Raw genomic sequence first — 15875 nt, forward strand, 5'->3', positions numbered from 1 at the left:
TAAAGCACAAAATATACGAGCTTTCTTCTGAACTTTTATGGTTATCAATCACAACTTAAATTATTTGCAATAACTCTCATTCGACTAGACAGAGACCATAAAAATGAATAAAAAAATAATAGCAAAAAATGGCAAGTTGACTACACCGCTATTCTGCATACTTGTAGCAGGGAACTTAGTGGGGTGTGAGGTTGATAAAGAAGAACCAATATTTGATGCTGATAGTTTCAAAGTATCTAGTAATGTCAGTGAAGGCGGCAAGGTTGATGTTACTTCTAAACTAGTGAAAGACGGTGAAAGTGTCACTATCACATTAACGGCAGATGACGGTTATGAAGTAGAGTCTGTTGAGGGCTGTGAAGGCCAACTGGTCGATAATGTTTATACCACTAGCGCTATTACCGCTTCATGCGTGGTTGAAGTTGCTTACATGCTTGAGCGTTTGCCTGTTTCGATTAATACCGGTGCAGGTGGAAGTGCAGACTTACTTTCTCAATTAATTAATCCCGGCAGCAAAGCCATTTTTAATTTAACGGCAGATGAAGGTTTTGATGTTGGTGAAGTTACTGGTTGTGAAGGCACCTTAGCCGAAGGGAGTTACACCACATCGGCAATTAATTCAGCTTGTGAGATTAGTGCAACGTTTGTTGAGCAAGTTTTTGAAGTAACTACTGACGTCTCAGAAGGGGGCGCGATTGATTTAGCTACGCAAACCATTACTTATGGTAAAACAGCAAGCATTACCTTAACTCCTGATAACCTTTGGGAAATTGGCGCCGTAAGTGGCTGTGATGGCGGTTTAACAGATAACGTTTATACCACAGCAGCACTGACAGATGTTTGTCATATCTCTGTTGCCTTTGCTGAAAAAGATGTATTGCTTACTGGGCTTGTTATCGCATCGCCAGCTAATACAGTCGATGATGTCAATACTATGCAATATAGCGCAGCGGCAAGTTTTTCAAATAACAAAACGAAAGATGTTAGCGGTGATGCTGTTTGGACTTCTAGTGATCCCAGCGTAGCTAGTGTTGATGCCAATGGTTTAGTTACACCAATAAAAGCGGGCACAGTTACTGTTTCAGTAAATTATACCGATAACAGCGGCATGCTTAGTGATGATCTTAGTTTAACCATTACTCCTAGCTTTAAAATTATTGGTGATAAGTATGGTTACGCTTTTGCAGCGAGAAAAACTGATGGCAGTGTTGTTACTTGGGGCGATGCAAACTACGGCGGTAATACCGAAGCCATTGCCGATCAGTTAACCGATGTTCTTACCGTAGCGACTAGCCGTTATGCTTTTGCTGCTATTAAAAATGATGGCACTGTAGTGACTTGGGGCAGAACTGTTGAAAAAGATAAAGACGATAATGATGTTGCTGTTGTGATCGGAGCAGACTCAAGTGATGTAACGTCACAATTAACCGATGTTGTTTCTATTGCTTCTAGCAACTATGCCTTTGCTGCAATAAAATCTGATGGCAGTGTTGTTACTTGGGGCGATCCAGCTAGAGGTGGTGATAGTGATGCAGTGCAAGCCCAGTTAACAGATGTGGTATCAATTACTTCGAATGCCTATGCTTTTGCTGCTATTAAAAAAGATGGCACAGTGGTCACTTGGGGAGATGTTGCTGAAGAGAGAGGCAATACCACAGACTCGGCTATTTTAGACCAATTAGTTGGGGTGACTAAAGTAGTCGCTACTAACGGTGGTTTTGCCGCATTAAAAAGTGATAAAACAGTGGTGTCATGGGGAGATCTTACATCTGACTATATGAAGGCTTATGACGCTACTAAGTTAACGAACATCAGTGATATCACTTCAAACTACTATGCCTTTTTGGCAATTAAAACCGATGGTAGTGTGGTTGGTTGGGGCTATTCGAGTAACGGTGCTAATCAAACTGATGTAAATGCGTTAACTGATGTCGTTTCTATTGCCAATACCAAAGAGTCATTTGCGGCGATCAAAAAAGATGGCACAGTGATTACCTGGGGAGATGATGCTTTTGGATCCGATTCAGCGACGGTCAAGGATTCTTTAACTGATATTGTCAGTATTAAGGATAGTTATAAAGCGTATGCAGCTTTAAAAGACGATGGCACAGTAGTTACTTGGGGTGATGATGGTTACGGTGGTCTTAGCACGGCTGTAACGGCAGATTTAATCGATGTGGTATCTATTAGCTCAAACTATAGAGCATTTGCAGCCCATAGAAAGGACGGCTCAGTAGTTACTTGGGGATCAGATAGTTACGGTGCTGATGAAGGCATAGTAACGGATGTTAAAAGCTTAGTTGCTAATAAGTATGCTTTTGCTGCCATTAAAAATGATGGTACGGTTGTAACTTGGGGTTACACTGGTCGAGGTGATGATAGCAGTGCAGTAGACTTTGACTAACTTGTTATTGAATACATTGAGTATGCAGTAGTTAATTTCTACATAGTATAAAACTATAAATAAAGTATAGATAAAACGCCTAAACCGTCAGTGATAAGTAATTATCACTGACGGTTTTTTTATGGCTGAATGTTAGTTTTGTCGGTTAAGGTTTATCTTTACTTATTTGTTTGTCCTGAAAGCTCTCTTACTGTAGTTTAATTGAGGTTAATCCAGACTAATTTATTGAAATAAGGGAGGTATCAATGAAGTTATTTTTGCCAGCAGTAGTAGTAAGCAGTGTTGTACTATCAATTAATAGTGTATCGGCATGTACCTCTGGTCAGCTTATTGACTACGATTATCAAGCAAGTGAACTATTAGGTAATAGCTATGCAAGCTTTGGCCGTTTATGGTCACTTGATGGTGAAGAGGTATGTAGTACACCGAAAAAATATACGGCCTGTTTAACGGTTAACCCTAAGCCAGAAGGTACAGAATTACAGGTCAGAATGGTGAAAAATGATCAGGAACAAACGACTTACAAGCAGAGTATTAGTTACAATAGCAATGAGGTGGTGCGCTTTAGCTTTGAAGGGGTTGATGTATATTTGAAGTTATATGTCAGCAATACCATTGCAGATATGAAAATGGCTGGTAAGAACTGTAATGCGGGTTTTCCCAATTTACCTAGACAAATTACTCGGACAGAATTGAATAATATGTATAAGGGCTAGTAGGAGTGAATCGATTTTTTAGTTATAACCTAAAATACAGGCTGTCGTATCACCATCTACTGTAACTAAACAATTTTGTAATGCAGAGAACTGCTTAGCGGTAGAAGAAACTGCACTGGCCTTTTCAGCTGAAGTATTGGCGACTGTGATCAGCTTATTGGTAATATGCAGTGTTTTACTATTGTCTTTTGTTGTTCTTTGCATTTTATTTACGCCTTGATCATAAAAAAAGAGCGTGTAGTGAAACATGAAAACCTACACGCTCCAGGGATTAATTTGCAGGTTGGAGGTGCAAATTAATAAAAGCTAAGCTCTTTTGATAAAGCTCGAGTTTGTTTTTTGGGTTTCTATAACCATGACCTTCTTTTTCTTTATAAAGCCACTGGTATGATATATTTCGTTCATCTAAAGCTTCTTTTAAGTTCCAAGCACTTTGTGGCGGAACTCGGGTATCACGGCCACCAGTGACAATAAATAAGGGCGTCTTTAACTTATCAATGTAACTAAGAGGAGATGCTTTTTTCCAATGCGCTTCGTTATCACCATATTTCTTTTTAGCACCAACAGAAACCGAATCCTTACTCATATAATCGGCGTGACTCATTTGATAAACTAGGTCATAAGGACCATAGCGACTGACTGAGCATTTATATAACAAAGGTTCAATCAGAGGCGACATCAGTGCTGAATAACCACCGAAACTGCCGCCAATAATACATACCTTAGTATCATCAATATCTTCAAGCTGTTGAGCCCAGCGAGTTCCATCAATAATATCGTGCTGAATTAAAGTGCTACGTTTTTTATAGGCCACTTTCTCGTAGGACTTACCGTAGCCACCAGAGCCGCGGAAGTTAATTTGTAATACCGCATAACCATTATTAGCAAAAAACTGTGCGTCACTATTAAAGAACCAATCGTCTTGCACGCCAAAAGGACCACCATGTACATCGATAATTAATGGCAAGGGTTTGTCACTCTCTGGCATAGTTAAATAGCCATAAATGGTTTTACCATCTCTGGCGGTATATTGGATAAGCTTTTGCTCTACCATATGGCTTTCATGGAGCCATGGTTTTTTACTAATAAGAAAGTCTATTGATTGTTTTTCTCGATTATATAAATAGTATTCACCCGGATTCTTATCACTTTTTATGGTGATAACGGCTTCATTATCAGCGGTTGCATTGGCAGTAATGTTAATGTCATAACCTGGAAAAGATTGAGCGATTAATTGGTGAGTTTTACTAAACTTACCCTCTTTATCAATATAGTGATAATTAATGCCATCAAACATGGTTTTTACCCCAATGATGATGCCTGTACCGGGTTCTCTAATATAAGCTTCAATATCAACAATCGGATCATTAAAAAGCAGGGTAATTTTTTTACTGCTAAAGTCATATTCATAAAGTGCTTGGGTGCCGCTTTTTTTAGCTGTTTTGGATAAATAAAGTTTACTTTGATCAGCATTCACTGAAATAGCTGAATACTGTGTTAATGGGTTATCTTTTGCTATCTGCTGCCAAGTATCGTCTTGGTATAGGTATTTTATGAGCTTACCTTTTCTGTTTTTACCACTGGCAATGACAGGAGTACCGTCAATATTGAAAACTATTCTCATACTTCCTAATGGTGTTTTGGTCACTAAGCTACGTTTTTTGTTATTAATATTAAGTTTGTAGACCTTTACTGGCTCATCATAATCGCTGCCGCGTTTACTTGACTTAATTAGTATATGGTTAGCATCATTTGGCAACATATGAACAATTTTGGCAGTAGCATCTAGGCCTCTTTTACTTCTGAGTTTGCTTTTGGAATCACTAGAGCCAAATATTTGTAGCTGTTCTGTACCATCGACATTGGCAGCAAATAATTCACCTTTGTTGGTTTTTGTTTCTCGATCATTTTTTTGGTAAACCTTGCTATAAATTAGACGAGTATTGCTAGCCCAATAAAACTTGCCAATATGTTCATTTTTACCAAAAGTAAATGACATAGTTGGCTTCATTTTTTTTCGATCAACGATAACTAAATTTGTTTTATTTTGTTTAGGTACAGTAGCCGCAAAATATAAACCGTCAGGTGACAGCTTGATACTGCTGAAGTTTGACTGTTTAGTAAAATATTCAACGGGCAGTACTTCAGTATGTGCTGCGCTGCTGATGAATAACATAAGCAGGGTGATGATAGTTTTCATGGCGTACTCACTGTTGCTAGCTAATAGTTTCAGCTAATGATTTTTTCTAAAAGTTACACTAACAACAATTGGCAAAAGTGAAAATATCAGTTGATGAGAATAGAGTGAAAACTGAGGCAATAGAGTAAAAAACGATACAGAAATATAAGGGGATATAATTTCAGTATCGTTCTATGAAGCTTATAAAATAGGCTTTTGTGTTTTTAAGCCCATTTAATGCAGATGAAAATTTTCAATTCTCTTAATGTCAGCCTGAGGGAAGTGACTGGCGGTAAAAATGAGTTTGTTGTACTTGGCAATAAAGGCAATAGGACCTAAATTTTCAAATGTTTTTAAAGGCAGCCGAGCTAAAGACTTGCGTGTTTTACTAGCAAAGTCATAAAAAGCGACTTGCTGGTATTTAGATTTATTTTGACGGTAATAAATACCACCATCGTGATAAACCCAAGTATAAGTAGCACTGAATATTTTACCGCGAATGATATTTACTGAGGGTGATTCATCGTTGATGTTTTTTTGCCACAATCCACGTTTATCTCGAGTATAAAGTAGTGTGTCAGCAGAGATCATTACGCCATATTGCCCGCCGTTGTAGGTCAGTCTTCTACTTTCCCCTGTGGTGATATCTATCTGAAATAGATCGGTATAGTCGTGATCGAAAACCGCAGAAATAATACTCTTATCATCAAAGCTCCAAGTCGGTCTATTGAAGCGTTCGAAGTCACTTGGCAGTACGGATATTTTTTTAGAAGCAATATCTATTAAGTAAATTTTTTCTTTATCACCTTGCTCTGAAGGCGCGATAAAGGCCACTTTTTTACCATCAAAAGACCACTTAGGATAACGAATGGTTTGTTTTAAATTAGTCAGCTTCTCTCTATTTTCACCATTTATATCAGCGAGCCATAGTTCATAAAATCCGGACTCATTAGAAACATAGATTAGCTTTTGTGCCACTGCTGAATAATCAGGATAATGATGATTAAAGTCAGATTGAATGACCGGAAATGGACTTGCGGCAACAGTACCATTAAGTTGCAAGCTCGCAATATGATAATCTTCATCGCGCTGTTGATAAAAAAGCGCGGCGGATTTTTTAGAAAAGGCCGGGAAGCTAAATGTCTTTAACTGTAAGTTGGTAATACGCTTGTTGGAAATATGAATGGCGTAAGCATTACGGACGTCGGCATGCTGAGAGCCATACACAATATATTCACCAGAAGGATGCCATGTAAAGCCAACAATATCCTCTTCATCTGGAGTGAGTTGTGTGGCCTCTTTTGTTGCGAGATTTATCAAGAATATGTTTTCACTAAAACGGTTAAACCGACGACTAATCGCAATATGTTTCCCATCAGGTGAAAAAGCCATGTCAAGATCTTCATAGTCACAAGCTTGCAGGCAAGAAAGCCTTATTGGTTCGGCATTTTCATCATCTAAAAATAAAAAGTAGATACCCGTTTCATCAGGTGACTCGCTGTAACTATGATAAGCCAAAACCTTATTATCGGGGCTGATATCAATATAAGAATAGGACTTCTTAGTAATACAGTGGCTGAGCACCTTACTCTGGTTGGTCCTAACGTTGAGTCGAATCAAGCTGCAAGTATTTTTCTTGCTATCAATATTAATGTTCTTTTGGGGAAAATATAAATACTTTCCATCATTGCTCCATACAGATTGGCCCGCTTTTACTGCACCAAAAGTCAATTGTTTTGCTGGCAATTGCGGTTGGCTAATATCTTGTAAAAACAGATGCGAAGGCTTTTCAGGCTTCAGTGACTTATAAACAATAAACTTACCATCAGGTGAAGGTGATGCATAAAGCTCGCTGCCGGGCTCTTTGGTAATTCGACTTACTTCTTGTGCATCAGCCGTGTGATCTGTTTGATCTTTTTTATCAGTAAAAAATAAATAATTGCTCAATAGGGCAATGAATACAGCAACGACCGAAGTCATTATATAGTTCGAATATTTTGTTTTTACTGGTAATGCAGGTTCAGCTGAATTTTCAATAGTCGTTGTAGCTTGGCTTGATGCCGGTGAGTTTTCTTTAGTGGCTAATTCACCTTGCCACTGTGGTTCAATTAATAAACGGTAACCTACATTTCGAATGGTCTCTATGACTTCTTCATCAGGGCAGGCAGGTGTTAGATTTTTTCGTAAATTCCAAACGGCATTGGTTAAGGCTTTTTTACCGACATAACCATTACCTTGCCAAATTTCGTCGATTAATTCATCGCGAGGGATAATTCTAGGATAGTGGCTAGCTAAATAAGACAGCACATCAATGAATTTAGGTTGCATTGATTGTTTGTCATCATTGGCAAAAGTCACTGTATATTCCAGTGGATTGACCAGACAAGAACCTATTTGAAATGAGCGTGCTAACTTCATAAAACTTTCAGTAATCCCTTAAGTCGTATTCGGATAAATCAAAACATGACTAGTTATTTATTTTCTTATTCTTCTGTATTTAGCATACCGAGTCAGTTTGTTTTATTCAATGCTTCAGCTAGACAAATGTACTTTTATTTAGATTGTCTCATCACAATCAAAAATCATAACTAATTGATTATATATGACAATCGAAAAAAGATGTTGAGTAGATTGATAAAAGACCTGCTCAGCGTTGTAGTTGTTAATCATCTGTAATAGAAAATAATAGAGCAGATAAAAATAACCTCAAGCAGCTACTTTTTTATAAAAAGGCATCATCAAATGCCGTGGACGTAGCCTGATAAAAATAACTACAGATGAAACCAATGGAGTTGTGATGAACAAGAAAATTATCACCCTAGCAGTACAAAGTGCAATTTTTAGCGCGGCAACAATGATGACCCAAAGTGCTTTTGCACTTGAACAAGATAATCTAGCTGAGATAGAGAAAAAGTCGACTACAACCAAGGTAGCGGTAGCAGAAAAAGCTGAAGCAAAAAAAGAAGTACCAGAAAAAATAATCGTCACTGGCTCAAGATTGCGTCGTGATAGCTTTAGCGTGGCAACGCCATTAGTAACAATGGGCCGTGCTGAAATTGATGATACCGGTTTAGGTTCACTCTCTGAAATATTAGTGGATAACATTCCATCGGTTAGTGAGGGCAGTAGTAATAGCAACTCACAATCGAGTGTACAAAATACCGGTTTATCTACGGTTCAGCTTCGTAACTTAGGGACAAACAGAACTTTAACTCTCGTTGATGGTCGACGCGTGGTATCAAACAGTTACAGCGGTAATTATGTCAGTTTAAGTACTATTCCGGCGGGCATGGTTGACCGTGTTGAAATTATCAGTGGTGGTGCGTCGGCGACTTATGGCTCTGATGCTATTGCAGGAGTGGTGAATATTATCACCCAGCAAGATAAAGAAGGCCTAGAATTTAAGGTCCGAGGAGGCACAACGACTGATGGTGGTGGTGATGAGTTCACTTTAGATTTGAGCTACGGTAGCGAATTTGCGGGTGGTGATGGTTATATGTATATGAGCGCCAACTACGATAAGCAATATGGTATTGCTTTTGAAGATAGAACAAGAGCGCAACAAGAGGCAAGCTTTAGATATAACGCAGATAAAATGTGTAATGAAATGGACACTGAAAATGACTTTCAATGTATGAACCAAATTACCGCAGCTGATTGGCGTAATCGTAGTGATGGCTTACCGGGCGGTGTATTTTTAGAGAGTAGTAAAAATAGTACCCAGTTTTGGTATGACGAATCAGGTTTGCGTAATGACTGGTCACAAGCGAATGAAGAAAAATATGGTATTAATACCGAGCAGTTTGTTGCGATAAAAATACCTGATGAAAAAGCCTCGGTGGCAGTAAAGTTTGATTACGAGTTAACTGATTCGATTGGTAGTTATTTTCAGATCCAATACAGCGAAAACAACTCTGAAAATATTAAGTCGCCCGAGGATGAATATGAAAGTGCATCAGCATTAACTATTAACCCAGTAACGGGTGCTCCTGGCAGTGTAACACCGGGTTATATTCCTATTGATAACCCTTACGTTCCACAAGAAATAGTCGATAGTAATCCTTACAAAGATCGTATTTATTGGGACCGTCGTTTTAATGAAGTGGGTCCGGTAACTACTGATAATAGTCGCGCTACGGTGCGAACTTGGGCTGGTTTACAGGGCACCATGTTTGATGATAGTTGGGATTGGGATATTTCAGCAGGCTACGGTAAGTTTAAACAAGAACAAACCCGTTACAATGAACTCAATACGGTTCATGTAAATAATGCATTGAATGCTGAGTATGCTGCTGACGGTACTACTATTCAGTGTGCCAGTGAAGAAGCGAGAGCTGAAGGTTGTGCGCCACTTAATTTATTTGGCATAAACTCTATTTCAACAGAAGCGGCAGATTATATTCGCGCCAATCCAACTATTACTACTGACATTGAACAAATCAACGTTTTGGGTTACATCGCCGGTGACTTATTTGAGTTACCAGCAGGTGCTGTTTCTACCGTTTTTGGTGCAGAGTATCGTAAAGATTCACAATCAGTTAAGACTAACGAAGCACAGCAATATGGTGGTGTTACTTTTAACGTGGTGCCTACTTTTGAAGGTGATGTGGATGTAACTGAATTGTTTGCTGAAGCTGCGATTCCGCTATTAAGAGATGTAATTGCCGCTAAGCATTTGACGATTGAGGTTTCGGGCCGAGTTGCCGATTACAGTATGGATAACGTTGGCACTGTCGGTAGCTATAAAATTGGTACCACATGGGAGCCAATTGAGGGCTATATGTTTAGAGCGAATGTTGCAACGGCGCAGCGCGCACCAACGATTACTGAGCTGATGTCACCAGCACGTGGTGATTACGATAGCTTTGATGATATTTGTAAAGATATAACAGAGTCCTCAACCGGTAGTGCCGATGCTAACTGTCGTTTAGAACCTGCGATTACAGCAGCCATTGCAGCAGCTGATGATGGGATATTTGAGGGGTTTGATAATAACTATGCGCCAAATGCTGGTAATTCAGAGCTAAAAGAAGAAACTGCTAATACCTTTACCGCCGGTTTAACGTTAGCGCCATCATTTATCGAGGACTTTCGTTTGGCGGTAGATTATTACCAAATTGAAATTGAAGATGCTATTTCTCAAATCCCTAATGATGACATTATGAAAGGTTGTTATGACTCACCATCTGGCGCAGCTTGGGGGGCTGAAAATGAATTTTGTAATCTTATTAGTCGAAATACCGAGGGTGAAATAATTGAAATATTGCAGCCTGTTTATAACTTAGATGAAATTAAAACCCGTGGTATTGATATTGCCGCCGAATATAAGCTTGATTTAAATTCGTTTGGCCGTTTGTACTTCAAAGCAGATATGACTCACGTGATTGAGCACACATCATCGTTTGATGATGGTGGCGTGATTGTTAGTAATGATAATTTAGGCTATTTAGATACCGGTATATTTGAAGATAAAGCTTCTGCTTCATTAACTTGGTATAACGAAGGCTGGCGTGTACGTTGGAGTACTAAATTTAAGAGTGCTATGAAATACAGTCAGGCCGATGAAGAAGAATATTACGGTGCATTAGATACAGATGGTGATGGCGGTGTTTTCCCAATGAATGATGCACGTTGTGCTGAAGGCGCTGCTGAGTGTATTGAGAACCCAGAAGATCCAGAGTTCCTTAATATTAGCTCTTATACCAAACACAGTATGTCAGTCTCTTATACCTTTGAGCTGAAGAATGATAATGAGATTCGTGTCTCTGGCGGTGTTAATAACATCTTCAATAACTATGGAGACTTTATTATTAATGGTACGGGTAACTATTCAAGTAAATACGGTGGTGGAGAAGGGCGTTTTGTTTACTTAGCTGCGCAGTTTGATTTTTAGTTTCATCAGCGGGTAATGAACTAACGAGTTAAAGCTATCTCATAGGATATGGACGCTTTTGACTCGTTATATCTTTGTTACGGACTATTATTTGATGAATCGGCTGCCTTAGGGCAGCCTTTTTTTATACAAAGATCGGTTCTTAATGAATGAAATTTACTGGTTTAATTCTCTTGATATTTAGGGTGGAGTTTTAAATAATCGCACCAAACACTAAAATTACTATGGTTAAAGCGAATATCGGTTGCGGCAAACCACTTTGAAGATTCAATTGCTTTGAGACGAAAAAATATCTTATGGCCATCAATCGCAACATAACAAATCAAATTTTCCATCGTGCCGTTGATGACTTGTGTTTCGGCAAACCCCTTGATGTTACGTTGATTTTTTACTGTTATTTTAGGCATCGCTAAAGCACTGGTCGAGAGCAATAATACAATAAAAAATGTTACCGTCTTGTGCATCATAATTTTATTTTTTAAGATATTTAACAAATAATATTAAGTTTAGCATTGAAAGCTAATTAAGTGTCTCCATAACTTATAACAACGCAGTAATTTCATTCTAATACTAGAAACTCAATTACAATATTATAAAAATATGCTCAATAAAGCATTTACAAGAGATAAAATCATGGCTAATTTCGTACCGGTAAGAAAAGAACAACATCAAAACCTTAAGCTTGCTAGCAAACGCGATCTTGCACATGTTGCGGGACAACATATTGTTTCAGTAACTGCTGCTGAGTATGCACAAGCATCAGCAAGCTTTCCTGTAGTATTCGTTAAAAACCCAGAATCACCACGTTACCGTAGTGTTGCTATGTTAGGTTTAGAAGCAGGCGAGAACTTATTCTATAACGATGAAAAATGGAGTGGTTTGTCATTACCACAAAGTGTTGGTATGGCACCATTTGCATTAGGCCTAGATCCTGAAAAAGAAAATACCTTAACAGCCTGTATTGATATGGATAGTGCTTTAGTTGGTGAAGATAAAGACTTAGCGATATTTGCAGAAGACGGTAAAGAGACTGAATTATTAACTAACGTACAAAATTCATTAGGTCGTTTATATGAAAACGAAAAAATGACAGAGAATTTTGTTAAAGAACTAGAAGAAAATGATTTACTACAAGAGCTTGAGCTGAATATTAATTTTGCTAATGGTGAAAAGAAAAAACTTACTGGTATTTTCACAGTGAGTGAAGATAAAGTGAAAGCATTAGCAGATGATAAAGTTTTAGATTTCCATAAACGTGGCTTATTTGTACCAATTTACGCGATGTTAGGTTCTTTAGGTCAAATTAACCGTTTAGTACAATTACGTAACCTTACGGGTAAAGATCAAATCTCAGGTATTCAAATTTCACCACTAGCTAAGCAAGAAGTACCAGCTGAAACTGCAACAGCATAGCGTTAACCCTTAGGTTAAACTGACAGTAAAAAAGTTGTTAAAAAATAAAAAAGAGGCGAAAGCCTCTTTTTTTGTTTCATTTTGTTAAAAAAAGTTGCTTTTCATATTCCTGTGCTGGTGAACCTGTGGTAATTTAGAAGCAGTAGTGATTTATAATAACGAGAATAATATGGTCGATAAAAGTAAACTTTCTAAGGATGTAGAAGAGCAAATACAAAGCTTAGCAAGTGATGTTTACATTCATGTAGAAGATAAGATAACTAATTTGATAGCTGCAGCCGTCAAAGCAGAAATTAGCCAAACTACCGATCAACAAAACACCCGCCCATCAGAGAAAGAACTCATTCTAACCAGCGATATTAACTTACTTAAGCAACAACTTGCTGAAAGACAGGTTGATGCCGATGTTAATAAACAAAACTTCCAAGTAGAACTTACGCAAAATAGTATTAACTATAGTGAAACGATTGAGCGTTTAGAAAAAGATATTGTTAACTTAAAGAAGCAAGAAACACAACAACAAGACAATAAGCAAAGTAATAATCATAAGTTAGATGAGAAGTTACTGGAAACAGAACAAAAGCTGAATGATAAAACTCAAGCAATTGATGGTTTAAATGGCCGTATCATGGTGCTAACAGAACAAGAACAAAGCTTAACTATGCAACTTAATGTTGCTAAAGAACAGATTCAGCTAAGTGATAAGAAACAAAATGAGGCGTTGACTGCCATCAAGGCTCAAGTCGAAGCGTCAGCCAAGCAGCAAATTGATACGTTAACTGAAAAAATCAAGTTAACTGAACAGCAACAAAACGAAACAGTGACAGCGATCAAAGCGCAAGCTGAAGCAGCAGCGAAACAAAAAATTGATGCGTTAACGGAAAAAATTCAGCTCAGTGAAAAGCAACAAAACGAAACAGTGACAGCGCTTAAAGCGCAAGCTGAAGCGTCAACGAAGCAACAAACCGATGCATTAACGGAAAAGCTTCAACAAGTTGAAAGTGAAAATGTCCGTATTCAAGCTGAAGCATTGCAAAGTAGTGACAGTAAAGTTAAAGGGTTGGAGCAAAAGGTTTCTCAGTTAGCAGAGCAAGCTCAACAGGAGCAAAATGGCAAAGCTGAGTTGCAGCAGCAGTTATCCACACAGCAAAAATCTATTGATACAGAGCAAGATAAAAATAAACAAGCTGAACAAAAAAGCCAAGACTTTCAAGCAAAAATTATTAAGCTAACAGAGCAAGCTGTTATTGATAAACAGCAACTTCTTGATGAGATAAAGTCACTTAATGAAGGAGCTGACAAGGTAAAACAGTTGCACCTTGAAGAGATCAAAGTCATTCATGAGGGTACTGAAGCCGTAAAACAGTCACACATTGATGAGGTCAAAGTCATCAATGAGGGAACTGAAGCAGTAAAACAGTCACACCTTGAAGAGATCAAAGTCATCAATGAGGGAACTGAAGCAGTAAAACAGTCACACCTTGATGAGATCAAAGTCATCAATGAGGGAACTGAAGCAGTAAAACAGTTACACCTTGATGAGATCAAAGTGATCAATGAAGCGGCTGAGCAAGCAAAACAATTGCAAGCAACAGCGCAGCAAAACATTATTGAATTAGAAAAAGCTAACGAACAACTTAACAAACAAATTGAAACCGAACAAAATGATATAAAATTATATCAGCAAGAAGTAACTGTGCTGAATGACCAAGTAAAAATTGCCCAAGAGGGACAAGAAAACATCTTAAACCGCTTTAATACCAATCGTGATAAACAAGAAGTTGAAAACGATAAAGTGAGAGAAACGATTAAATTCTTACGCGATGAAAATCATCAGTTAATTAGTGATAATGGCGAACAAAAAGCACAGTTTATCGATCAAACTAATGAATTAGAGCATAAGTTAACTGAATACCGCTTGAAGTTCGAGTATGCTCAGAAGCAATTAACTAATTAGTTGCTCGATATATACACAAGATAGCCAACATAAAACCAAACAAGTCAGCCATATAAAAACCAAGCTTATTCGCATTTTGAATGAGCTTGGGTTAATACCAATCAGACCAATTAAGTACTCTTTTAAAATGGTTTAAATCTCCAATAACATCGTTGCTTTCAATCCCAATAGCCAGCTATTACTCAATCAAGCGCCTTGTTCTTGAAAATTTATCCACATTAAAAATTGACCATTTAATTAATCCGTTTGGTAAAATACCAATCAAACTAATTAAGTACTCTTTTAAAATGGTTTAAATCTCCAATAACATCGTTGCTTTCAATCCCAATAGCCAGCTATTACTCAATCAAGCGCCTTGTTCTTGAAAATTTATCCACATTAAAAATTGACCATTTAATTAATCCGTTTGGTAAAATACCAATCAAACTAATTAAGTACTCTTTTAAAATGGTTTAAATCTCCAATAACATCGTTGCTTTCAATCCCAATAGCCAGCTATAACTCAATCAAGCGCCTTGTTCTTGAAAATTTATCCACATTAAAAATTGATCACTTAATTAATTCGTTTGGTATAATCCCGTTAATTATCGTAACTGAGTATATATCTAAGTGGCTATTCATCTTCCTTTTGCCAAGTTAAGTCATTGGCATCAAATTGCTTTTTCTGCAGCGTTACTTGAGCGTATGTTACCTAATTATCAAATGTTTAGTGAAGCTGCTGACTTTGGTAATGCGAAAGTATTACGTAATCAACTCGATATTATCTGGCAATGGCTTGATAACAGTAATACGGTAAAAATTAATAGCGAAGCTCAATTACTCAAATTAGAAGCTGAAACTCCTGATCCTGAAGCGTTTGATTCTTTTGGTGTCTTTCCGGCACTTGATGCGTGTATGGCTTTTTCTGCTTTGTGGCAATTAATGCAAATTAAGCCGTCTAAGAAACAAAAAGTGTCAGAAATTGATACTGATGATATTCAAAGTATCAGTCGTCTCTCTCACAATAGTGTTAGTTATTATGTCGAGTTGCTTTTACTTGAAGAAGCTGACGAATCCGGTGATGAAGAACTTACCATCACTGCCGAGCAAATGGATGAACATCCGCTAATGCAATGGGAAAAGGACACTCAAAATGAGTTGTTCAATTTTCTAAAGTTTGCCGCTGCCGATAAGCGTACTTGCAAGCTCGCTAAGCAGATGAGTTTATCTGAAGGTTTATCTAATTTAGGCATAGAGATTGTTTAGTTGCTAAGTTAATCCGTTTGCTAGTAACCCTCGCCTAACATCCAACATAATCACAGCTTACCTATCTT

General features: G+C 37.8%; 10 protein-coding genes. 6 read left to right on the forward strand and 4 right to left on the reverse strand.

Features of this window, described 5'->3' with window-relative positions:
- Nucleotides 1–103 precede the first annotated feature (103 nt).
- A complete protein-coding gene (locus CXF85_RS05095; RefSeq protein WP_101227451.1) occupies nt 104–2404 on the forward strand; it encodes an Ig-like domain-containing protein in 2301 nt (766 codons plus the stop codon).
- A 245-nt stretch (nt 2405–2649) separates the two neighbouring features.
- Nucleotides 2650–3120 carry a hypothetical protein gene (locus tag CXF85_RS05100; protein ID WP_101227452.1) on the forward strand — a complete coding sequence of 157 codons (471 nt, stop codon included), beginning with the start codon at nt 2650–2652 and terminating at the stop codon, nt 3118–3120.
- 18 nt (nt 3121–3138) lie between these two features.
- On the opposite strand, the gene CXF85_RS05105 is transcribed toward CXF85_RS05100, so the two are convergent.
- The 3 genes from CXF85_RS05105 to CXF85_RS05115 all read right to left on the reverse strand — a co-directional run bounded on the left by CXF85_RS05105 (nt 3139) and on the right by CXF85_RS05115 (nt 7717).
- Nucleotides 3139–3324, reverse strand: a complete 186-nt coding sequence (locus CXF85_RS05105) for a hypothetical protein (protein ID WP_101227453.1) — start codon at nt 3322–3324, stop codon at nt 3139–3141.
- Nucleotides 3325–3391: 67 nt separating this feature from the next.
- On the reverse strand, nt 3392–5320 hold the full coding sequence (locus tag CXF85_RS05110; RefSeq protein ID WP_101227454.1) for an alpha/beta hydrolase family protein: 1929 nt from the start codon (nt 5318–5320) through the stop codon (nt 3392–3394).
- 213 nt (nt 5321–5533) lie between these two features.
- Nucleotides 5534–7717 carry a winged helix-turn-helix domain-containing protein gene (locus CXF85_RS05115; RefSeq protein WP_101227455.1) on the reverse strand — a complete coding sequence of 728 codons (2184 nt, stop codon included), beginning with the start codon at nt 7715–7717 and terminating at the stop codon, nt 5534–5536.
- Between the two features lie 379 nt (nt 7718–8096).
- On the opposite strand from CXF85_RS05115, the gene CXF85_RS05120 reads away from it, so the two are divergent.
- On the forward strand, nt 8097–11192 hold the full coding sequence (locus tag CXF85_RS05120) for a TonB-dependent receptor plug domain-containing protein (RefSeq protein ID WP_101227456.1): 3096 nt from the start codon (nt 8097–8099) through the stop codon (nt 11190–11192).
- Between the two features lie 164 nt (nt 11193–11356).
- On the opposite strand, the gene CXF85_RS05125 is transcribed toward CXF85_RS05120, so the two are convergent.
- On the reverse strand, nt 11357–11659 hold the full coding sequence (locus CXF85_RS05125) for a hypothetical protein (protein ID WP_232771082.1): 303 nt from the start codon (nt 11657–11659) through the stop codon (nt 11357–11359).
- Nucleotides 11660–11825: 166 nt separating this feature from the next.
- On the opposite strand from CXF85_RS05125, the gene CXF85_RS05130 reads away from it, so the two are divergent.
- From CXF85_RS05130 to CXF85_RS05140, 3 genes are all read left to right on the forward strand, one after another.
- Nucleotides 11826–12605 (forward strand): SapC family protein, encoded by a 780-nt coding sequence (locus CXF85_RS05130; RefSeq protein ID WP_101227457.1) that lies wholly within the window; start codon nt 11826–11828, stop codon nt 12603–12605.
- Between the two features lie 145 nt (nt 12606–12750).
- Nucleotides 12751–14562: a hypothetical protein gene (locus CXF85_RS05135; RefSeq protein ID WP_157829024.1), complete on the forward strand. Its 1812-nt coding sequence runs from the start codon at nt 12751–12753 to the stop codon at nt 14560–14562.
- A gap of 609 nt (nt 14563–15171) precedes the next feature.
- Nucleotides 15172–15807, forward strand: a complete 636-nt coding sequence (locus CXF85_RS05140) for a YjaG family protein (RefSeq protein ID WP_101227459.1) — start codon at nt 15172–15174, stop codon at nt 15805–15807.
- Nucleotides 15808–15875 lie beyond the last annotated feature (68 nt).

The sequence above is a fragment of the Colwellia sp. 75C3 genome, assembly GCF_002836255.1.
Taxonomy (GTDB): domain Bacteria; phylum Pseudomonadota; class Gammaproteobacteria; order Enterobacterales; family Alteromonadaceae; genus Colwellia.

Excerpts from the sequence above, each read along its gene's own strand:
- CXF85_RS05095 (WP_101227451.1), top strand. The coding sequence starts at position 104 with ATGAATAAAAAAATAATAGCAAAAAATGGCAAGTTGACTACACCGCTA.
- CXF85_RS05100 (WP_101227452.1), top strand. The coding sequence starts at position 2,650 with ATGAAGTTATTTTTGCCAGCAGTAGTAGTAAGCAGTGTTGTACTATCA.
- CXF85_RS05105 (WP_101227453.1), bottom strand. The coding sequence starts at position 3,324 with ATGCAAAGAACAACAAAAGACAATAGTAAAACACTGCATATTACCAAT.
- CXF85_RS05110 (WP_101227454.1), bottom strand. The coding sequence starts at position 5,320 with ATGAAAACTATCATCACCCTGCTTATGTTATTCATCAGCAGCGCAGCA.
- CXF85_RS05115 (WP_101227455.1), bottom strand. The coding sequence starts at position 7,717 with ATGAAGTTAGCACGCTCATTTCAAATAGGTTCTTGTCTGGTCAATCCA.
- CXF85_RS05120 (WP_101227456.1), top strand. The coding sequence starts at position 8,097 with ATGAACAAGAAAATTATCACCCTAGCAGTACAAAGTGCAATTTTTAGC.
- CXF85_RS05125 (WP_232771082.1), bottom strand. The coding sequence starts at position 11,659 with ATGATGCACAAGACGGTAACATTTTTTATTGTATTATTGCTCTCGACC.
- CXF85_RS05130 (WP_101227457.1), top strand. The coding sequence starts at position 11,826 with ATGGCTAATTTCGTACCGGTAAGAAAAGAACAACATCAAAACCTTAAG.